Source organism: Candidatus Poriferisocius sp., assembly GCF_965204015.1.
GTDB lineage: Bacteria > Actinomycetota > Acidimicrobiia > Acidimicrobiales > Bin134 > Poriferisocius.
On sequence record NZ_OZ241965.1, the window covers coordinates 3,904,406 to 3,923,863 of the forward strand.

A 19,458-nucleotide genomic window follows, 5' to 3' on the forward strand; every position below is an offset into this window, starting at 1 on the left:
GCAAATGGCTGCCGATGCGCCCACCCGGCCCTCGCCCACAGTTACCGACGACAGCGCCGTATTCTGGGATGCGGCTGCCGAGGGCCGCCTCGTGGCTCAACGCTGTGCCGATTGCGGAAGGCTGCGTCACCCGCCGCGTCCCATGTGCCCGGCATGCTCATCGCTGGAGGTGGAGGTGGTCGAGCTGTCCGGGATGGGAACCCTGTACAGCTATGCCATTCTCCACCACCCTCAGCACCCGGCATTCGACTATCCGGTGATTGGAGTACTAGTTGATCTCGACGAAGGGGTGCGTCTGATGTCCAACCTCACCAGTGCATCCAAAGACGATGTTCACATTGGGATGCGGGTGCAAGCCCATTTCGCTTCCACCGCCGACGGCGCGATGATCCCCGTCTTCCGCCCCCGCGAGGATTCGTGATGGGACGAAGCACTCTGTCGCGGAATGCGGCGTCCATTGTCGGAGCAGGATGCACTGAGTTCTCCCGACGTGCGGGTCGCACCGAACTTCAGCTGGCCTGCGAGTCGATCACCGCCGCTCTCGAGGACGCCGGCCTAGCTCCGCCCGACGTCGACGGAGTCGTGAGCTACACGGTTGATCCCGTGGACGAGACCGAGCTCGTCCGCTCAGTGGGGATAGAAGAGGTCAACTTCTCATCTCGAGTCCCCTATGGGGGTGGCGGGTCGGTGGGAGTGCTTCAGCACGCCGCGGCCGCAGTGGCCAGCGGCACCGCCGAAGTCGTGGTGGCCTACCGCGCTATCCGGGCCCGATCTGGAGCCACCCGCTTTGGGTCGGCCAAAACCGCGCCCACTCCCACTTCGGGTCATTCGGGAACCACGGCAATGCAGTGGTGCATGCCATTCGGGGTACTGACGCCGGCGTCTTGGATGGCGTTCAACTCCGTGCGCTACATGCACGAATTCGGGGTGGAGAGCGCGGACTTCGGCCGAGCCGTCGTCCAGCTGCGCGACTACGCCGCTTCGAACCCCGCGGCTTGGGGCTACCAGAACCCAATCACCTTGGATGAGCACCAGGAGTCGCGGTGGATCGTCGAGCCCTGCATCCACTTGCTGGACTGCTGTCAGGAGACCGACGGGTCGGTCGCCCTGGTGATCACCAGCCCGCAGCGAGCACGCGATCTGCCCCATACACCGGTTCACATTGCCACATCCTCAACCGCCGGACTGTTCGAACAAGAGATCGCCAGCGACCACTACCGGCCCAACCTCGCCATCATGGAAGGCACTGCCGCGCTGGGCAGCCGTCTGTTCGAGGATGCCGGTTTCTCCCGCAACGACATCGACATTGCCCTGATCTACGACGCTTTCTCCCCCATATTGCTAATGCAGCTCGAAGGCCTCGGATTCTGCGGGTTCGGTGAGGCGAAGGACTTCATCGCCGACGGCAATCTGGCTCTCAACGGCTCACTGCCCACCAACACCAACGGCGGGCTGATCGGCGAGGGCTACATCCACGGGCTCAATCTCGTGCTGGAGGCGGTGCGCCAGCTACGAGGAACTGCCGTCAATCAGGTGGCCGACGCCCGAACCGCGGTTATCTCCGCCAGCCGGACCGGGGCGATCCTGACGCTCGACTAACCGGCGAGACCGCCGGGTCAGCTCAGAGGTCGAGATTCCAGACCCGGATGGCATTGCCGCTCAAGATCAGCTCGCGCTCATCAGCAGGGATGCCTTCGAAGTCCTGGTTGACCAGCTCTCGCGAGTCCGGCCAGGTGCAGGCAGGATGGGGGTAGTCGGTGGACCACATCATGTTCTCAACGCCGATGTCGTAGCGGAGCTTGTGGACTGCAAACGGCTCGTGGATGAACGTCACGGACATGTTGCGGTTGAAGTAGAAGCTGGGGCGCTCGTCGATCTCGTTGAAGGGGTAATTGGTCACCGTCTTCATCTGGTCGATGATGAACAGCCACCAGGGGATCCAACCCACCCCCGGCTCCACCCACACCGTCTTCAGCTCGGGAAAGCGCACGAAGATTCCGCTGAGGATGAAGTTGGCGTACTGCACCGAGGTGAACATCGCTGACATCGGCTGGATGCAGCCCTGCCCGAACTGGGGCATCTCGTCTTGGAAGTAGTCGATCGGAGCCAGCCCGATGTGAAAGCAGGCTGGAAGCCCGGTCTCCTGGATGGCGGCCCACAGCGGGTCGTAGACCCGGTCGTAATAGTCGGGGGCGCCCAGCTCCACCGGGTACACCGGAAGTTGCAGCGACTTACCGCCCAGGGCAGCCACTCTGTGGACCTCTTCGACCGCGACGTCGATGTCGTGAATGGGTATCTGGTACGAAACCACCAGCCGGCTGGGGTCGGCTTCCCCGAATGCGATCAGCGAGTCGTTGAACGCCTGGGTGGCCTCCCGCCACCCGTCCTTCATGAGATACAGGTAGCGGAACGCGCTGAACTCGCAGTAGCACACCTCTACGTCGACACCGTCTTGGTCCATGTCCTTCAAGCGTTCATGGCCGTCGATATTTCCGGCCCGGCCTATGGCGTGGCGCACCCCCTCAAATCCCGGGGGCATCGTGTTCTGGCCGGCGCGAGTGGCCACCCCGCCCCCGACCTGGTCGACGGCTTGGTCGTAGTCACTGTGGAATTTCGTTGCCAGCCGGTCCTTCACTCCCTCATGGGTCAGGCGGACGTGGGAGTCCGATGACACGAGCAGCTCCCTCGTCCTGCCGTTAGTGGTTGACTCCAATGGTGCAGTCGCAGTCATGAATCTCCCTTGGTTGAGAATCGGGACTTATCCTAGCCCTGGAAGAAATCACCACTTGACATGGACTGGTGGCGGAAGGAGCAGCAATGGGGATCCTGAGCGGGGTGCGAGTGCTCGACCTGTCATGGGGCATCGCCGGCCCCATGGCCACGATGATGCTGGAGGACAACGGCGCTGAAGTCGTCCGCATCCAGCCTCCGCAAGGCGATCCATTCGCAAATCAGTCGGGCTATGTGGTGTGGCACCGGGGCGCAGAGCGCATCCCGCTCGACCTCCACCGCGAAGCCGATGCCGCTTCGTTCCGGGAGCTGGTGGAGAACTCAGACATCGTTGTCAGCGCGTTCTCCAGCGAGGCCACCCGCCGCTTGGGCCTCAGCCACGCCGCACTGGCCGAGATCAACCCCCTGGTCATCTCCTGTTCCATCACCGGCTACGGGCATCACTCCGACCACCAAGACCGGCCCGGAATCGACGCCCTGGTCGCCGCTCGAACCGGCCTGTTCTTCGATCAGCGGGGTCGGGTGGGGACGGCCATGAACTACATCGGCCGCCGCGAGCCCCCGTCGCCCGAGTTCGGCCCTCCCGATGGGATGGTCAGAGGTGTTGATCGACCTGGACCCATATTCCCCCGGACGAACTGGCCAAGCCTGGGCGCAGCTCACCTGGCCATTTTCGGGATCGCGGCCGCCCTGCGGGCCCGCGAGGTCACCGGCAGGGGCCAGGCGGTGGAGACATCGCTGCTCCAGGGCGCACTGTTCGCCGGGTCCCTCGTCTGGCAACGGGTCGAGCGTCCTGAAGACAGCCCCCTGTATTGGATGTGGCCCACCGACAGCCGATCGATCGAAGGCCTATTCGAGTGCGCCGACGGACGATGGGTCCACCACTGGAGCCTTTGGCCGGCTTGGGTCCGCGAAACCGCTTCAGCTTCCTCAGCTACTGCCACTGGTCCCGACACCGACTTTCGCCGGAGTTCTGATCGCATCGGCATGACTGCTGAGGACTTGCTCGTCACCCATTTCCTCTACCCTGAGTTGGCTGAAGCCTTCAAGCGACTCCCGGCCGGTGACTGGGTGGCCCAGGCAGAGGCGAACGAAATGGGGGTCGCGCTGGTGCGCTCCCCGCTCGAGGCCCTGCTCGACGAGTCGTTCCTGGCCGATGGATGTGTGGCCGAGGTTGACCATCCCCAGCACGGTCGGATCCGCCACATCGGCAACCCTCTGGAGTTTGGCGAGCCCTACGCTGAGAGCGTTCCGACCCGACCTAGGGGTGCATCCGAGCTCACCGGTGGGCCATTGGCCGGGATCAAGGTGCTCGATCTCGGTCTCGGGGTGGCTGGACCTTTCGGGCCGAGGATGCTTGCCGATCTCGGCGCTGACGTCATCAAGATCCATGCGCTGCACGACACCTTCTGGGCGGGCACGCATATGGGGCTCGGCACCAACCGGGGCAAGCGAAGCATCTCGGTCAACCTCAAAGATCCCCGCGGATCGGAGATCTTGCACCAGCTCATCGACCAGGCCGATGTCATCGCCACCAACTGGCGGCCTGGGGCGATGGCCCGCCTGGGGATCGATGAAGATTCGCTGCGGGAGCGCCGTCCCGACCTGGTGATCTGCAACTCCCGGGGATACGAGAAGGGGCCGCGCTCCGATCTGCCCGGCACCGACCAGACTGCCGCCGCGCTGTGCGGCACAGAGTGGGAAGACGGTGCCTGCTCAAGCGGCAATCCTCCGATGTGGTCGCGCTCGGGCATGGGAGACACGGGGAACGCGATGCTCAGTGCGACCGCTATCGCGTTGGCGCTGTTCGACCGGGAGCGCACCGGGGTAGGCCGCTCGGTAAGCACGTCCATCGTCAACGCCACCCTTCTGGCCACGTCTTACGCCTGGATAGACCCCGAAGACCCAGAAGTTACCTGGGATCAGGTCGATGCCGACCAGTGGGGCCTCAGCGCCCTCTATCGCATGTACGAGACCAGCGACGGATACATCGCCATCGCGGTGATCGATGAGCCGGCCTGGGCGGCTCTGTGTACGGTCCCGGGCTTTGAGCGATTGGCCGCAGACATCAGGTTTTCCGATCCGACGGCCCGGGCTGAGCACGACCAGGCGTTGAGCGAAGAGATGGCCTCGTGGTGTCGGGAGCGCTCTGCCGCCGAGGCGTTCAAGCTGCTTGATTCCAACCGCGTGCCTGCCGAAGTGGTGAACGAGGAGTTCTGCCGCGACTTCTTCGACGACCCCGAGGCTCTCGCTCTCGGGCTGCGAGCCCAGACGAATTCGGCATCTGTCGGCTTGTTCGAGGACGTCGGGCAGTTGGTGAACTTCAGCGACACCAAAGAGTCGGTTCAGCGGGGCCCCTGCGAGTGCGGCGAGCACACCGCTGAGATCCTGGCTGAGCTCGGCTACACCGCTGAACAGATCGAGGCATTGGCCAGCGACCAGGTTGTTCTGGTGGCCGACGGCGCGACCTGACCCGTAGGCCAACTCGGATTGGTTTCGCCTCAATTGCCGAGGGTGCCGCCGAACGGATCGAAGGTGACCAACAACTGGGTAAGACCGCGGAGGATGTAGCTGTCCATGTAGTTGTAGGTGTGGTCGTCGGCCAGAGTCAGGTTGGGCAAATCCAACATGGCATTGGTGCCTACTTTGCCCTCCAGGCGGGCCAAGCCCTGGCCGATGCAGTAGTGCTCGCCATAGCCGAAGGCAACGTGGTCATTGGAGTCGCGGTCGATGTCGAACCTATCGGGCATCGGGCACAACTCGGGGTCTCGATTGGCCGCCGCGAACGCCACCCATGCGAATTCGCCCTTGGCCACTGGCTTATCGCCCAATTGGGTGTCTCGGGTGGCAACTCGAAACAACCCGGTCACCGGTGCTTCGTGGCGGAGGGCCTCCTCCACGAAGGCGGGCACCAGATCCCGATCCTCGGCCAGCCGGTCGCGCAACTCGTGATCGGTGGCCAGTCGATGGCCGATGTTGGCCAATAGCGTGGTAGTCGTCTCGTTGCCCGCCAGAAGAAACTGTCTCAATGCGGTTATCCGCTCTTCGTGGGTCAAGGGCTCGCCGTCGACCTCGGCGTTGGCTACATCGGAAATCAGATCGCTTCGCGGCTCGGCCTGGCGCTGTTCGATCATGGCCGAGAAATAGTCCTCGAACTCAGACTCCGATCTGATGTAGCTGCGTACTTCGTCCCGGCTTGGGTTGGCCCGCCCGATGGGAATGGCGAAGTCATCCGACCATCCCTTGAATTTCCCGAGCTCTAGCTCGGGGACGCCGAGCATTCGGGAGATCATCACCATGGGCAACAAGACGGCGTACTCGCGAAACAGGTCGGCCCGGCCCCGATGGGCGAACCCAGCAACCAGCTGATCAGATACCGATATGACCTCGGGCTCCAGTGCCCGGAGGCGGGCAGGACGGAACGCCCGATTTAGCGCCCGGCGCTGCCGAACGTGCTCGGGCGGATCGGCGGTGTTGAGCACCCGCCCTCGATTGCGGCTTCGGAAACGGCTGACGGCCTCAGCCATGTCCGGCTCCCTAGCAATAGCGGCGGCGTGATCTGCCACGGGATTTCGGAAGTCATAGGTCGCGGTTGGTGACCGGTTCGACCACGTTTCCGGGTCGACAACGATGTCGTGCAGCAGCTGATAGCTGGTTATGACCCAGGCCCCCATTGCCCCGCTGTAGAAGGCTGGCTCCGACGCCTCCCGCACGTCGTCGAAGAGCTGCCAGGGAGAGGCCAGCAGGTCCTCGTCGCGATCGAGCAGCCGCTGAATCCTGTCATCCAGTGAATCTGCCATCGCCACCCTGGAAAGCTATTCGGCCGCTACCGGGCAGTCGCCCTCGACGAGCAGCCGCCGCAGTACGCGCTCCCCTTCCCAGGGGTCGCGCACGGCGAAGTGAGCGGTGCAACGCTCGTCCCAGATCACCACGTCTCCGTTGCGCCAGCGCCAGCGGCAGGTCACACTGGGATTGGTGGCATGCTCGGTGACGGCGGCCATGAGGCTGTGGCTGGCATCTTCGTCGAGACCGTCGACCGTGGCGTCGCCAACGCAGAAGATCGCCTCCTCCCCCGTCTCTGGGTGCCGACGCAACAGGGGCTGGTGCACCCCTTGGAGCTTGTCCCGCCAGATCTGCGGATCGAAGTCTGGGAATAACTGCTGCTTCAAGCCGATAAGCGTGTCGGGCACGCTGTGCACTGTGGAGAGGTCCCGCATCTGCTCCCGCAGCTCGTCGGGCAGCCACGAGGCAGCCAGCACCAGGTTGGCCCACATGGTGTCGCCGCCCACCGGCGGAACATCGATCGCCCGCAGGATCCCGAACGCCGGCGGGCTGGGCGCGTAGAGCACATCCAAGTGCCACCGATCAGTCAGCAGCTGGTGATCGCTCTTGACCCGCAACTCCGACGGCTCCGCCTTATCGACCCCAGCAAGACGGTCCATCGGATGAATCCACGGCTCGCCCAGCGACTCGGCCAGCCGGACATGATCAGCATCATCAAGGAACTGGTCGCGAACACCCACCACCTTGTACTCCAGAATCGCTCCCCGCAGTTCGGATGCCGTCCTGGCGTCGAGTTCCCCGAGGTTGACATCCAATAGCTCAGCCCCAAGCGCCGCCGTAAGCGGTTCAATTCGCATCCTGATGGCCTCCCGAAACTCAGTAGCGTCAAACATATGGCTTAGCAGCCCTCAAACTCACCAACTACCCGGCCAGCACTTCTCGGGTACTGAACCCCGCATATTGCCCTGGAACTTACGGCTTGAGAGGCGAGAGTGGTCTATTTTGCAGTACGTCTATGACGACATGGAGTGAGTTCTGCGAACGGATTGAGGCCCTCGGCGAGGGTCTGGACGACGAGGGGCAGCGGCACCTGGCCAATCAAGTGGCTTGTTGGCTGACCTATGCAATCGGCCACAACGACCCCCGCCATCCCGCCTTCTTCCGGAGCAGCGATCCCGTTTACCAATGGGGCGGGCCCAACGCCGACCAGGTGGCCCGCCGGACAGCGATCGACGGCGACGGGGTGTACCGGATTTCGGGCCACATGGGGGCCTGTGAGGAGTTCGTTCTCCAGATCAAGCTCGGCGCCACGCAAAGCGGAGGTGCGGGCGTAGGACTGGAAGTGACCGGATCGAGCCTCGGGCTCGGTCCCTGCGACGACATTGACATCCTGCTCGGAGGCGAGGACCCTGACGACGAGACCCAGAGCTGGCTACCCCTCGATCCTGAGGGGTCGTTCGTGCACATCCGCGACTACTACTTCGACTGGCAGCCCGCCGAGCCGGCCACGTTCGTCATCGAGCGCCTCGACACCATGGGCGAGCCCAAGCCGGAAATCGATGCCGGCGCCATCCTCGGCACCGCCCTCGGCGAGATTGAACACTCCTTCGAATTCTGGAACGGCTACCAGGAGCGCATGCTCGGTGATCAGCCCTCCAACACTTTCCTTCCCCCAGCTGGAATGGGGCGCGGTGTGAAGACCTTGATCTACAGCCACGCTGGCGTGGCCCTGGATCCCGAGGAAGCACTAGTGGTGAACGTCGACCACGGGGGCACCACTATGTGGGACGTCCAGCTCTACAACCGGCCGTGGTACGAAGCCCTCGACTTCACCAACCGACTCACCTGCCTCAACCACGCTCTCATCGAACCTGGGCCCATCGTGATTGCTGGCTCCGATCCGGGCGGCGCCAACTGGCTCGACACCGAAGGGCGGGATTCAGTGCTCTGCACCTTCCGATGGTGGAACCCGCCTGACACACCCATTGTCGACGCCCAGGTCATCCCCCTCAGCGAGCTCGACCTCCCCCCGGTAGACCGTCAATCTCAGATTGCCCGCCGCTCATCCCACATCGCCTGGCGATACCGGACATGATTGGGTGGGCCGCACAGGAGGTCTAATGTCAACGAAGCCGCTCACAGGAAGAGTCGCAGTCGTAACCGGCGCGGGACGTGGGATCGGACGGGCAAGTGCTGAGCGTCTGGCCAAAATGGGTGCCTCAGTCGTGCTTGCCGCTCGTTCTGTCCACGAACTTGACGAAACCGCGGCTGGCATTACCGACGCTGGCGGGCGGGCCGAGGTGATTGCGACGGATGTGACCTCGCGCTCCGAGGTTCGCCATCTTCTTGACCGAACCGAGGAGATCTTCGGGCGGCTGGACATCCTGGTGAACAATGCCGGTGCTATGCAGCCGCTTACCCCGGTTGGGGAACTCGCTGACGAAGACTGGGACCGCTGCTTCGACGTCAATGTGCATGGGGTGCACTTCTGCTGCGACACCGCACTCGAGCTCCTGGCCGCTGGCGACGGCGGCCACATCATCGTGATCGGCTCGGGCCAGGGTCATTCGCCCTCACCAGGTGCCGCTGCCTATTGCTCGGCGAAGGCCGCTGTTTCGATGTACGTCCGCGTGCTGGCACGGGAGCTTCGTCCCCGGGGAATCACGGTCAACGAGATTGTGCCCGGCGCGGTTGCCACCGAGCTCTTGAGCTGGACGGTTGGGCTGCCAATGGACCGTCTCGCGGAACTTGAGCCGGCACTCGGCGGGGATCGGGTCAAAGAGCCCAGCGAAGTTGCGGAGTACGTGGCATTTCTCGCCACCCGTTCACCACAAGATGGCCCGACCGGCCAGTGCTTCAGCCTCCTAGGACGCGATCTCTAGACCGGCTGCTATAGCCAAATGGTATCTGATCGGATACCATTGTAGGCATGGACGCGGCCGAGGTGATCCGCACTGCCCGGTGTCGGGCTGGCCTCACTCTGCGGGGCCTTGCTGCGGCTGCCGGCACCTCCCACTCGGCGATCGCGGCCTACGAGGCGGGAGCCAAGATTCCGTCTACCGCTACCCTCGACCGCATCGTGAGTGCCGCTGGTTTCGCCCTTGACTGGGAGATCAGTCCCCGCGTGCGGGGAGACGGCCGCCTTGACCGAGGGGAGGAATTGGCTGCTGTGGTCGAGTTGGCCGCCGAATTCCCGTCCCGACACTCCCCCACCCTGGAATTTCCCGTTTTCGGAAAATGAACCTGGCCGTGTTCAAGGCGTTCTTCGACCGCACTCGTGACTGGGCCGATCTCGAGGAAATGGACGCAGCCGGCACCCTTGACCACGAAGCGGTACTGGGCGTACTCGTTCGCTACTTAGGTGGCGAAGATCAGCGGGTTGCCCGCCTTCGAGCTCTAGCCGGCTAGGGAAGAGACACGGCAGATCAAACCGCGTCCACAGACAACACCTGAGTTTCGAGTTGGGTTGGCTGTTCGTCGGGGAGGAGGTAGCGCCAGAAGATGGTGCCGGTGGGGGCGCCCGCGGTGTCCAGCCAGTTGGGGACGCCGGGGTCGCGATGGGCGAGGATCATGCGAAACGAGCCGTCGGGCTCCAACACGGTCTGGCGTCGGTTGAGCGACACCCGTCGATCCCGGTAGGGCGGGGTCTGGATGAACCGGTTGTTGAGCACAACGTTGGCGAACCGGCAGCTTGGGAACCGGCCGCGGATCTCAAGCGCTTCATTGGGCCCCAGCTCATAGCGGGTCGAGCGGTAGGCATTGTCGGCCGCGGCGTACCCGATAGCTCGATTGCCCTCGTCGAGCGGGGGGTTGGTAAACCGATTGGGCTCGGGGGAAACCCAATCCAGCGGAATGTCGCGAGGACCGGTGGGCCAGTCCACGGTCACGCTGCGAAGGAATGTGATGACCCGCTGGAGACCCAGGGCGCAGGCCTCGTCGTCGGGGATGGCTGGAGGTCCGGGATCGACCGTCGGCTCAATGGACAGTGGAACGTGCATGTTGGGGTCGGTCGCCGCCGGACGATCCCATTCGAAATAATGGCGGGTGGTAACGCTGCCCGATTCTGGGGTGAGCGCCAGCCAGTTTTCGGGCTGGGGGTTCTGACTCAGGTGCAGCTCGTAGCTCCCATCGGAGCCCACCTTTATCTCATCGTCGTTGAGCGTGGCCCCCAGTGCTTTCGACATGCCCCCACCGGCCGTCCCGACCTCGACGGTGAAGGATGTATAGACCGCTCCAGCCAGGTTGCCTCGGATGACATAGTCGCGCTCGGGGGCGATCACCGAGCCGTAGTAGATAGCGTCGGGGTTGTCCCCCAAGAGCTTCTTGGTCGGTGAGAACCACCGATAGAACCACGGCCGGGCCGGATCAGCCTGCGACCAAAACTCCAGGGCGTGCTGCAAGCAGTTGAGTGCGAACATCCGCGCCTCTGCCCGCTCGTCCGCCGTCGGCATGGCTCTGGCTTCGCGCCCCCAATCCCGCTCGATGTCACCCATCAACTCGACGAGTTCGTCCCATACCTGTCCCGATCGATCAGTCACCGATGTCTCCTTCCGCTGGCAATTGTCTTCACCTATTCATAATCGCTCAGTGGTCGGGGTCCAGCAGCGGGCCGAAGGCGGCGGCGCACCGCTGGGAGTCGTAGAACTCGCGGAAGCGGCTGATAAGGCCGTCTTGCATCTCCACCAGCGTGATGTAGCTGTTTTGATACCGCTCTCCCGAGCCAAGCATGTGGCCATCGCTGTCGTACTCCACGAGGAAGCGGTCAGGGTCGATGAGCTCGTAGATCTCAATGATGTGAAAGGCCATACTCACCAGGCCGTATGAGGTGAAAAGCCGGTCGTAAACCGCCTGCTTGCCAACGGTGCGCGACGGCTTGCCGGTGAACGAGAATGGAGCCTCAAACACGATTTCGTCGTGCCAGTACTGCGCCAGCGTGTCGACATCGCCAGTGGCGATCAGATCGAAGTACTCCCGAATCCGCTGGAGATTGGCTGCTCGCTTGTCGGGGTCCACCAGCGGAATCTAACCCCACTGGCCACTAGGGTGGCTTCCAATGCGCGTAATGATGACGGGAGCGACCGGCTTTATCGGTGGCCACACCGCGGCGCGCGCCATTCAGGCTGGTCACGAAGTTTGTGCCTTGGTGAGGTCGCCCCAAAAGCTCGAAGACCTCCAAGCGGCCTTCGACTTGCCTGCTATCGATTACGTCCAAGGGGACATGACCGATCCTGACGCTGTCGCCTCGGCTCTCGATGGCGCTGACGCGGCGATCCACTGCGCCGCCGTCGTATCTCTCGATGCCCGCGGCAATGCCCAAGGGATCGAGAACAGCATTGCCGGTGCCCGACTCGTGCTCCACAAGGCCCACGAAATGGAGCTCGACCCGATCATCCACGTCTCCAGCGTGGCGGCTCTATTCGATCCCGGCGCCGGATCGCTCACCGTCGACCACCCGCCGTCGTCGGCCGGATACACCTACGGCCAAGCCAAGGCTGATGCGGAGATGGTGGCCCGCAAGCTCCAGGCTGACGGTGCTCCCTTGGCGATCGTTTATCCGAGCGCGGTGATCGGGCCGCCCGCCGGTTCGGCCTTCGGCGAGGCCAGCGAGGACATGGCCCGATTCACGGCAAGCGGCATCATTCCCACCCGCAAGGCCGCGGTGGCGATCTCCGATGTCCGAGACATGGCCTCGCTCCTCGTGGCGCTACTGGAACCGGGCCATGGGCCCCGTCGCGTGATGTGCGGCGGCCATCTGGTGGACATGAATCTCTTTGCCGCAATCTACCGAGACTTCACCGGTCGAAGGTTCCCCATGATGCCGCTGCCACCATCAGCACTCCGGGGGATGGGGCGCGTGGCCGATGCCATTCGGCGAGTTGTGCCGATCAACGCGGCGATGAACAGATTCAGCATGAGCGTGCTCACCCAGTGGGAGGGGTCGGAAGACAGCGATCTCGCCGCCTACGGGGTCGAGTTCCGGGCAATAGAGGAGACGTTCGCCGACAGCCTGACTGCTTGGCACGAAGCCGGCCTCCTCTCCAACCGCCAGATCGGCAAGGCGCTCCCGATTCCTGATCCCAGCAAAGCGCCGACCCCGCCTAAAGGCTTCCGCATGCCGGCCCGCGTGGTGCTGTCGAGACCGTTTCGGACCCTCGGCCCGCACATCGTTCCGCGGGCCCACCGGGCAATCAACCGGCTCACCCGAGGGAAAACACTGCTCGATTCCGCGGCGCAGCCCATGCTCATGCTCTTCACCACAGGCGCCAAGACCGGCCAGACCCGAGAGACTCCCCTCGGCGCGGTCCCGCTCGAAGAGGGCCGCTTTCTGGTGGTGGGGAGTAACTTTGCCCGCGGACATCATCCCGCGTGGACGGCGAACCTCTTGGCCAACCCCGATGCTGAGATCGTGTTCCGCGGCCAGCGGACGCCGATGCGGGCTCGACTCCTATCAGGCGCCGAACGTGAATCGAGGTGGCAGACCGCCGTGGCCTGGTATCCGCTCTGGATTCAATACGACGCAGTTACCGAGCGCGAGCTGCGCTTGTTCGAATTGGAGCCCGTCACAAGCAGAGACTGATTGTCGGAACTGATCGACACTCCTAGTGGTACGTCAGGTACTCGTTGAGCTCCCAGTCGGTGACCGCCTGGGAGAACCGGCGCCACTCCTCACGCTTCATGGCCACAAAGTTGGCCACCAGGCCTGATCCGACGGCTTCTACCAAGGCGTAGTCGGCCTCGAGCGCATCGAGGGCCAGACTCAGGTTCTCCGGGGCGCACCGCTCCGTATTGGCAGTTTCGAGGCCATCGCCCTCTTCGCACGGGGGTGGTGAGATGTGGTTCTTGGCTCCGAGGAGCGCGGCCTGCAACAGCGCCGCGGTGGCCACGTAGGGGTTCGATGCGCCATCAGGCAGTCGGTTCTCCAGACGAGTGCCGGCGCCGCGGTCGCTCGGGACTCGTATCGCTACGGCGCGGTGGTCGTATCCCCAGTTGGCCCAATAGCCCGACAACTGCCCGGGGATGAGCCGCTTGTAGGCGTTGACGGTGGGGGCGCACAGTGCGGTCAGCGCCTCGTGATGTTCGAGCATGCCCCCGATGCCGTGGTGGGCGATGGCAGAGAGTCCATCGGCGGCCTGTGGATCGTGGAACAAATGCTCACCGGCATCGTTCTGGAAGCTGATGTTCACGTGGAGGCCGTTGCCGCCGCGATCGCCGAATGGCCGACCGAGGAACGTCAACAGAAGCCCGTGCCGAGCGGCGATCTCGCGGCACAGCAGCTTGAGGAGGAAGGTGTTGTCGATCGCCTCGAGGGGCTCCTGGTGCTCGATGGTGAACTCGAACTGAGGCGTGTCGTACTCGCTGGCGATGGTTTCCAGTCCGATGCCCGCAGTTGCGGCCGCGGCCATGATGTCGTCCAGCAGGCCGACGGGGTCCACCAGCGGGCCGGTTCCGTAGCAGTGCGAGCCGGGAGTGTCCCATTCCTCCCAGCCCCCCTTTCCGTCGGGCTGAAGCACATAGGCCTCCAGCTCGATCCCGACTCTGGCCCGGTAGCCGGCGGCTTCGAGGTCATCGACTGCTTTGGCCAACGCGTTCCGAGGCGAGATGGCGAGCGGCTTGCCGTCTTGGAGGAGGTCAGCAATGACCACGCCGGTCCCCTCCTGCCACCAGTCTCTGATCTGCTCAAGGTCGTAAACGGCCCGGAAATCACCGAGCCCTTCGAGCACTTCGGCTCCGGGGGCGGGGATCAATGCCCGGTCGTACCCCACCCCGAAGATGGCGATGGAAAAGCCCACCTCCCCGGTGGCCGCTGCCACCGGTATGTACTTTCCGCGGGCGAATCCGAACATGTCGGGGTAGAGCACCCGCACTCTGGTGTGGTCAAGGTTGGCCATGGAGCACCTCCCATATTCGGTTGGGCGACAGCGGAGTGGTCACGTTGTTCCAGTCCACGTCGGGCAGCGCAGCGCAGACGGCATTCACGACCGCAGCGTATGCGCCATTGGTTCCCCCCTCCCCCATTCCCTTCATACCCCCCGGGGTGTGCGGGCTGGGGATCTCCAAGTGCTCGACGCGGATGTCGGGCATTGTCGCGCTGTTTGGTACGTGATAATCGAGCAATGTCGACATCAGCGGTTGACCATTGTTGTCGTAGACGAACTCCTCGATCAGGGCCGCGCCCAGCCCTTGGGCCACACCGCCCTGGATCTGGCCCTCGACGATGGTGGGGTTGACCATGGTGCCGCAGTCGCTCACCACCACATAGTCCTCCACGGCCACCTGTCCGGTGCCGGGATCAACCGCCACCCGGCACGCATGGGTGGCGTAGGAGAACGTGGCGCTGACGGGGTCGTACGAGTACGACTCGGCCAACCCGGGCTCGATTCCCTCAGGAAGCCGGAACCCCTGCCAGGCCCGCTTGGCCACGTCGGGGATGCTCACCCCGACATCGGTGCCTGCCACGCGGGCTTGACCCTCGCCGAGCTCGATGTCCGCCGGACTGGCCTCCAACATCTCGGCGGCGATGGCCCTGATCTTGTCCGCCACCCGCTGCGAGGCAACGACCGCAGCTCCGCCGCCCACCGCGATGGATCGCGAGGCGGCCGTGCCGTAGGGGGAATACGGGGTGGTGTCCGTGTCGCCGTGTACCAACTCGATCGTCTCCAGTCCCACTCCGAGCTCGTCGGCGACCAGCTGGGGGATGGTGGTCTCCAGACCCTGGCCATGGGGAGAGACCCCGGTGGCCACCCGAACCGACCCATCGGGCTCAACGCGGATGTCGGCGCTCTCGAACCCGCCAATGCTGAGGCCGATGAATTCGTTCGCGGTGCTCGGCCCGATCCCGGCCATCTGCACGTAGCAGCAATAGCCCACACCGCGGACCCGCCCATCGTCAGAAACAGCCGGACCGCGGTTGATGAGCTCTCGAGCCCGGCGCAGCGACTGCGGATAATCGCCGTTGTCGAGCTCGATCATGGTTCGAATCTGATACGGCAGCTCCTCGGGACCGATCATGTTCTGAAGCCGAAGCTCCACCGGATCGCGGCCCAGTTCCGCGGCCACCCGTTCGACCACCCGCTCGCGAATGCATGCCGCCTGGGTCTGGCCAAATCCCCGGTAGGCCCCCGTGGTCATGGTGCTGGTGGCCACCACCCGGCCCACGCAGCGCACGGCATCCCAGTGGTAGGGCCCGGGCACCACGCCGAACACGGTGAAGAGCGGTCCTCCGCCGAAAACCGCGAAACGACCCCCGGCGTTGCGAAGCCCCTCGACTCGCAGCCCCCGCAGCGTTCCGTCATCGTCGAACGCCACCTCGACGTCGTGGATCTCGTCGCGGGCGTGGGTGGTGGCTATCAGCGATTCGGACCGGTCCTCAACCCACTTCACCGGTCGCCCCAGGCTCATGGCGGCCGCGGCCACCATGACCTCGTCCTCGTACACGTGGTCTTTGAGCCCGAAGCCGCCCCCCACATCGGGGGCGATCACCCGCACTTGGCTCTGGGCCATACCCAGCGACTCGCACAGCGAATCGCGCACCGAATGCGGTGCTTGCGTCGATGTGTAGGCCGTGAGCTTCCCCTGGGGTCCGGGCACCGCGACGATCCCCCTCCCCTCGATGGCCAATCCGTGAACCCGCCCGATCCGCAGCCTCATGTGGAGCCTGCGGTCCGCCGCGGCGAACACCGCGGCGGTGTGGTCCTCGGAGTCGCCCGCATCGAACGAGGCCAGCACGTTGGAACCGAGCTCGGGATACAGCAATACGGCATCGGCGGCTAGCGCGTCGTCGATCTCCAACACCGGGTCGAGCTCTTCGATGTTCAAAACAACCCGTTCGGCCTGGTCTTCGGCCAGATACCGGGAATCGGCGATGGCCACGGCGACCGGCTGGCCCACGTACCGCAGCGCCTTGTCGATCACCGGTGTGGACCGCTGCTGCTGGCCGTCCAAAATCCACAGGACAGGGAGCTGGCCGGGAATGAGTTCCGCCAGCTGATCGGGGCTGAAAACCGTGGCGCGGCCGTCGTCGGCAGGGTCGAAACCGATCAGTCGCCCGTGGGCTACCGGACTCCGAACAATGGCGGCATGGACCATGTCGGGCAGCACGATGTCGTCGATGTAGCGCCCCTTGGCGCGTAGCAGCCCGTCGTCGTTCGTGCGGGGAACCCGCTGGCCGACCAGCCGGTGCTGCATAGGTGTCTCGACACTAGCGAGCGATGGCCAAGCCCATCAGCGGCGATTGCACTGCCCCAGGCTCAAGGGCGAAACTCGCAGGAGATGCCCGACACCTTGATTCGCAATATCAGCCATCTCGTCACCTTCGACGCCAACGACCGCGAGATGGAAGGCGCAGACCTGTTGGTGTCGGGTTCACGCATCGCCGCGGTGGGCCATGACCTGAAGGTCGACGACTCTGTTGAAGTCATCGACGGCCGCGGTCTGCTCGTGCTCCCTGGTCTGATCAACGGGCACCAGCATCTCTACCAGGTGGGACTCCGCTCGTTTGTCGAGCTCGAGCGGGCGCCCATTCACCCCTGGCTGACCGCGCTCCACGTGAAGACGCTGTACCTGTGGCGCCAGGGGCACTACACGCCGGCCTCGGTCGGCGCGGTCGCCCGGGCGGGCATGGTCGAGTCGCTGCTGGGCGGGGTTACCACCGTCGCCGACCAGCACTACGTGTTCGTCGAGGGCAACACGGAGCCTTTCATCGAGGAGATGATCGAGGGTGCCTTGGAGACCGGCATCCGGTTGCACGCCGGTCGGGGCTCCATGACCAAGGGCAAGCGGCACGGCGGCGTGGTCCCCGACATCGCGTGCCAAACGATCGACGAGGTCCTGCGCCACTCTCAAGAGCTGTTGGATCAGTACCACGACCCTGACCCCCTGGCGCAGATCCGGATAGATCTGGCGCCCTGCGGTGTGCACACCGACGAGCCGGAGATGTATCGGGAGTTCGCCCGACTGGCCGCCGAGTACCCGGAGGTTGGATTGCACACCCACCTTTATGAGGTCATCGACACCGGATTCTGTGTCGACACCTATGGCATCACCCCGTGGAATTTCCTTCGGGACACCGGCTGGCACCACGACAGGGTATGGCTGGCTCACATGGTTGATCCCCCTCATGAGGAGATCCCGGAATTTGCCGAGGCCGGCGTCGGCATCGTGCACCTGATCGCGCCTGATCTCCGCATGGGCTGGGGGCTGGCCCCCCTGCGGAAGTACCTCGATGCCGGATGCAAGGTCGGATTCGGCACGACCGGGTCGGCCTCCAACGATGGCTGCAACCAGCTCGGCGACGTGAGACTGGCCGCCCTGGCCCACCGCGACATGCACACCTCACCGCAGAAGTGGCCGAGCGCCCGCGAGCTGCTAGACCTGGCCACCCGGGGTTCGGCGGCCTGCCTGGGGCGCCATGAGCTGGGCGCAATCGAACCGGGAAAGGCTGCCGACATCGCGGCGTGGGACATGACCACCGTCGACCGTGTGGGAGTCCACGACGCGGTCATCGGACTGGTTCTCGGCGGGTTATCTGATCGGGCCTCTTTGGTCATGGTGGGAGGTGAAGTTGTGGTCCGAGACGGTCGCTGCACCACGGTGGACGAGACGGCCATCGCCGACGCGGCCCGTGAGGCCTATCCCGTCCGCCCGTCCTCGCACCGGCGCCGCGGCTGACTTGCCGACACTCTCAATCGACACCTGATCAGCAAGGGGGTAGTGTCGGTTGCTGTCAGATTGCGCGTGTTGTCCAACGACAACGCCGTACCAGGAGGGGGTATTTCCGTGAAACGGCGTTCTTCGATCTTGTTCAAACTTTTTGCGCTGCTGATGGTGTTCGGCCTGGTAGCCGCAGCGTGCGGCAACGACGACGACACCGACGCAGAACCAGTACCCGAGCCGGCGCCTACCGACAGCCAGGAGACCGAACCGGAGCCTGAACCGGAAGAGGAGCCCGAACCGGAGCCCGAGCCTGAAGACGACGGGGATGCTCTCAGGGTGGCCCTGTTGCTGCCCGGTGTCCGCAACGACAACTCTTTCAGCCAGGCGGCCTATGAGGGTCTGCGAGATGCCGTGGCCGAGGACGGAAACGTCGAGACTCAGGTTCTTGAGGAGATCATCGACCCGACCGACTCGCTACCGGCGCTCCGCGACTTCGCCAGCCAGGGGTTCGACCTGATCCTGGGCCACGGCATCGAGTATGTCGATCCGATCCAGCAGCTCTACGACGAGTTCCCCGACGTTGCCTTCTCGATGACCGGCGGTATCTTGGTTCCCGGCTCGGTCACCTCCAGCAACGTGGTGGACTGGCTGTACAACGTTCAGGACATGGCCTATCCGAACGGCATCTTGGCCGCGCAGGCAGTCATCGGCGACACCATCGGGATCGTCGGCGGTCCCGAGTTCGACTTCGTGAAGACCATGCATCAGTCGTTCCGCGATGCAGCCCTGTCGGTGAACCCCGATCTGAACTTCCTTGAGGGCTTTGCCGGTTCGTTCGTCGACGTCCAAGCCGCCGCTGAGGTCAGCCAGCAGCTGATCGACCAGGGGGCCGACTTCATCTACTGCTCCGGTGATGGAATCTGCATCGGTGCGGCTCAGACCGCATCAGCGGCCGGGATCCCGATCGCGGTCGGATTCGGCTCCCAGGAGCAGACCGCACCCGATGTCTATCTGGCGGCCACCGTCATCCGGATGAAGGACCTGTACCTGTCGTTCTTCGACCAGGTCCGCAACGGAACCTTCGGCACACCCGATGGCGAAGTGCACGCGGTGGGCGAAGAGGGATACGCCTTCTATCCGGGCGGCATCTTCAACGCCCAGGTAGAAGTCTTGCCGGTCAACATGGCGGCAACGGTGGAAACCGCGGTGGGGCTCGACGAGCTGCAAGCCGCCCTCGACGAACTGGTCGCCTCCATCGAAGCCGGCGAGTTCGCGATCCCGTTCCCCGGCTAG

General features: G+C 64.3%; 17 protein-coding genes. 10 read left to right on the forward strand and 7 right to left on the reverse strand.

Going from position 1 to position 19,458, the window contains the following annotated elements; translation table 11 throughout:
• Nucleotides 1-4: 4 nt before the first annotated feature.
• A complete protein-coding gene (locus ACOGJC_RS17735; protein WP_419846317.1) occupies nucleotides 5-421 on the forward strand; it encodes a Zn-ribbon domain-containing OB-fold protein in 417 nt (138 codons plus the stop codon).
• Nucleotides 421-1,599 carry a thiolase C-terminal domain-containing protein gene (locus ACOGJC_RS17740; RefSeq protein WP_419846318.1) on the forward strand — a complete coding sequence of 393 codons (1,179 nt, stop codon included), beginning with the start codon at nucleotides 421-423 and terminating at the stop codon, nucleotides 1,597-1,599. The genes ACOGJC_RS17735 and ACOGJC_RS17740 overlap by 1 nt, the downstream gene beginning before the upstream one ends.
• Before the next feature lie 22 nt (nucleotides 1,600-1,621).
• Here ACOGJC_RS17740 and ACOGJC_RS17745 read toward each other — a convergent pair whose 3' ends face one another.
• Nucleotides 1,622-2,674 carry an amidohydrolase family protein gene (locus ACOGJC_RS17745; protein WP_419846319.1) on the reverse strand — a complete coding sequence of 351 codons (1,053 nt, stop codon included), beginning with the start codon at nucleotides 2,672-2,674 and terminating at the stop codon, nucleotides 1,622-1,624.
• Nucleotides 2,675-2,817: 143 nt separating this feature from the next.
• Between ACOGJC_RS17745 and ACOGJC_RS17750 the strand changes: the two genes are divergently transcribed.
• Nucleotides 2,818-5,202 (forward strand): CoA transferase, encoded by a 2,385-nt coding sequence (locus ACOGJC_RS17750; protein ID WP_419846320.1) that lies wholly within the window; start codon nucleotides 2,818-2,820, stop codon nucleotides 5,200-5,202.
• A gap of 29 nt (nucleotides 5,203-5,231) precedes the next feature.
• On the opposite strand, the gene ACOGJC_RS17755 is transcribed toward ACOGJC_RS17750, so the two are convergent.
• Nucleotides 5,232-6,530 carry a cytochrome P450 gene (locus ACOGJC_RS17755; RefSeq protein ID WP_419846321.1) on the reverse strand — a complete coding sequence of 433 codons (1,299 nt, stop codon included), beginning with the start codon at nucleotides 6,528-6,530 and terminating at the stop codon, nucleotides 5,232-5,234.
• 15 nt (nucleotides 6,531-6,545) lie between these two features.
• The gene (locus ACOGJC_RS17760) at nucleotides 6,546-7,370 is read right to left on the reverse strand and encodes a TauD/TfdA dioxygenase family protein (protein WP_419846322.1); all 825 of its coding nucleotides are present in this window, start codon (nucleotides 7,368-7,370) and stop codon (nucleotides 6,546-6,548) included.
• Between the two features lie 158 nt (nucleotides 7,371-7,528).
• On the opposite strand from ACOGJC_RS17760, the gene ACOGJC_RS17765 reads away from it, so the two are divergent.
• Genes ACOGJC_RS17765 through ACOGJC_RS17780 form a run of 4 tightly spaced genes read left to right on the forward strand, consistent with a single transcriptional unit; the run spans nucleotide 7,529 to nucleotide 9,921 of the window.
• Nucleotides 7,529-8,608 carry a hypothetical protein gene (locus ACOGJC_RS17765; protein ID WP_419846323.1) on the forward strand — a complete coding sequence of 360 codons (1,080 nt, stop codon included), beginning with the start codon at nucleotides 7,529-7,531 and terminating at the stop codon, nucleotides 8,606-8,608.
• Between the two features lie 25 nt (nucleotides 8,609-8,633).
• The gene (locus tag ACOGJC_RS17770; RefSeq protein ID WP_419846324.1) at nucleotides 8,634-9,395 is read left to right on the forward strand and encodes an SDR family NAD(P)-dependent oxidoreductase; all 762 of its coding nucleotides are present in this window, start codon (nucleotides 8,634-8,636) and stop codon (nucleotides 9,393-9,395) included.
• A 47-nt stretch (nucleotides 9,396-9,442) separates the two neighbouring features.
• Nucleotides 9,443-9,754, forward strand: a complete 312-nt coding sequence (locus ACOGJC_RS17775; RefSeq protein ID WP_419846325.1) for a helix-turn-helix domain-containing protein — start codon at nucleotides 9,443-9,445, stop codon at nucleotides 9,752-9,754.
• Nucleotides 9,751-9,921 carry a hypothetical protein gene (locus ACOGJC_RS17780; RefSeq protein WP_419846326.1) on the forward strand — a complete coding sequence of 57 codons (171 nt, stop codon included), beginning with the start codon at nucleotides 9,751-9,753 and terminating at the stop codon, nucleotides 9,919-9,921. Before ACOGJC_RS17775 ends, ACOGJC_RS17780 begins: the two co-directional genes overlap by 4 nt.
• A gap of 17 nt (nucleotides 9,922-9,938) precedes the next feature.
• Here ACOGJC_RS17780 and ACOGJC_RS17785 read toward each other — a convergent pair whose 3' ends face one another.
• On the reverse strand, nucleotides 9,939-11,051 hold the full coding sequence (locus ACOGJC_RS17785; protein WP_419846327.1) for a DUF1214 domain-containing protein: 1,113 nt from the start codon (nucleotides 11,049-11,051) through the stop codon (nucleotides 9,939-9,941).
• Between the two features lie 46 nt (nucleotides 11,052-11,097).
• Nucleotides 11,098-11,526: a nuclear transport factor 2 family protein gene (locus ACOGJC_RS17790; RefSeq protein ID WP_419846328.1), complete on the reverse strand. Its 429-nt coding sequence runs from the start codon at nucleotides 11,524-11,526 to the stop codon at nucleotides 11,098-11,100.
• A 40-nt stretch (nucleotides 11,527-11,566) separates the two neighbouring features.
• Between ACOGJC_RS17790 and ACOGJC_RS17795 the strand changes: the two genes are divergently transcribed.
• Complete coding sequence (locus tag ACOGJC_RS17795; RefSeq protein ID WP_419846329.1) at nucleotides 11,567-13,090, forward strand: nitroreductase family deazaflavin-dependent oxidoreductase; 1,524 nt, start codon at nucleotides 11,567-11,569, stop codon at nucleotides 13,088-13,090.
• 22 nt (nucleotides 13,091-13,112) lie between these two features.
• Here ACOGJC_RS17795 and ACOGJC_RS17800 read toward each other — a convergent pair whose 3' ends face one another.
• Both ACOGJC_RS17800 and ACOGJC_RS17805 read right to left on the reverse strand, forming a co-directional pair.
• The gene (locus ACOGJC_RS17800; RefSeq protein WP_419846330.1) at nucleotides 13,113-14,402 is read right to left on the reverse strand and encodes a glutamine synthetase family protein; all 1,290 of its coding nucleotides are present in this window, start codon (nucleotides 14,400-14,402) and stop codon (nucleotides 13,113-13,115) included.
• Nucleotides 14,389-16,698: a xanthine dehydrogenase family protein molybdopterin-binding subunit gene (locus ACOGJC_RS17805; protein ID WP_419846331.1), complete on the reverse strand. Its 2,310-nt coding sequence runs from the start codon at nucleotides 16,696-16,698 to the stop codon at nucleotides 14,389-14,391. The genes ACOGJC_RS17800 and ACOGJC_RS17805 overlap by 14 nt, the downstream gene beginning before the upstream one ends.
• Nucleotides 16,699-16,782: 84 nt before the next feature.
• Here ACOGJC_RS17805 and ACOGJC_RS17810 point away from each other — a divergent pair, with 84 nt between their 5' ends.
• A complete protein-coding gene (locus ACOGJC_RS17810) occupies nucleotides 16,783-18,180 on the forward strand; it encodes an amidohydrolase family protein (protein ID WP_419846332.1) in 1,398 nt (465 codons plus the stop codon).
• A 108-nt stretch (nucleotides 18,181-18,288) separates the two neighbouring features.
• A complete protein-coding gene (locus tag ACOGJC_RS17815; protein WP_419846333.1) occupies nucleotides 18,289-19,458 on the forward strand; it encodes a BMP family lipoprotein in 1,170 nt (389 codons plus the stop codon).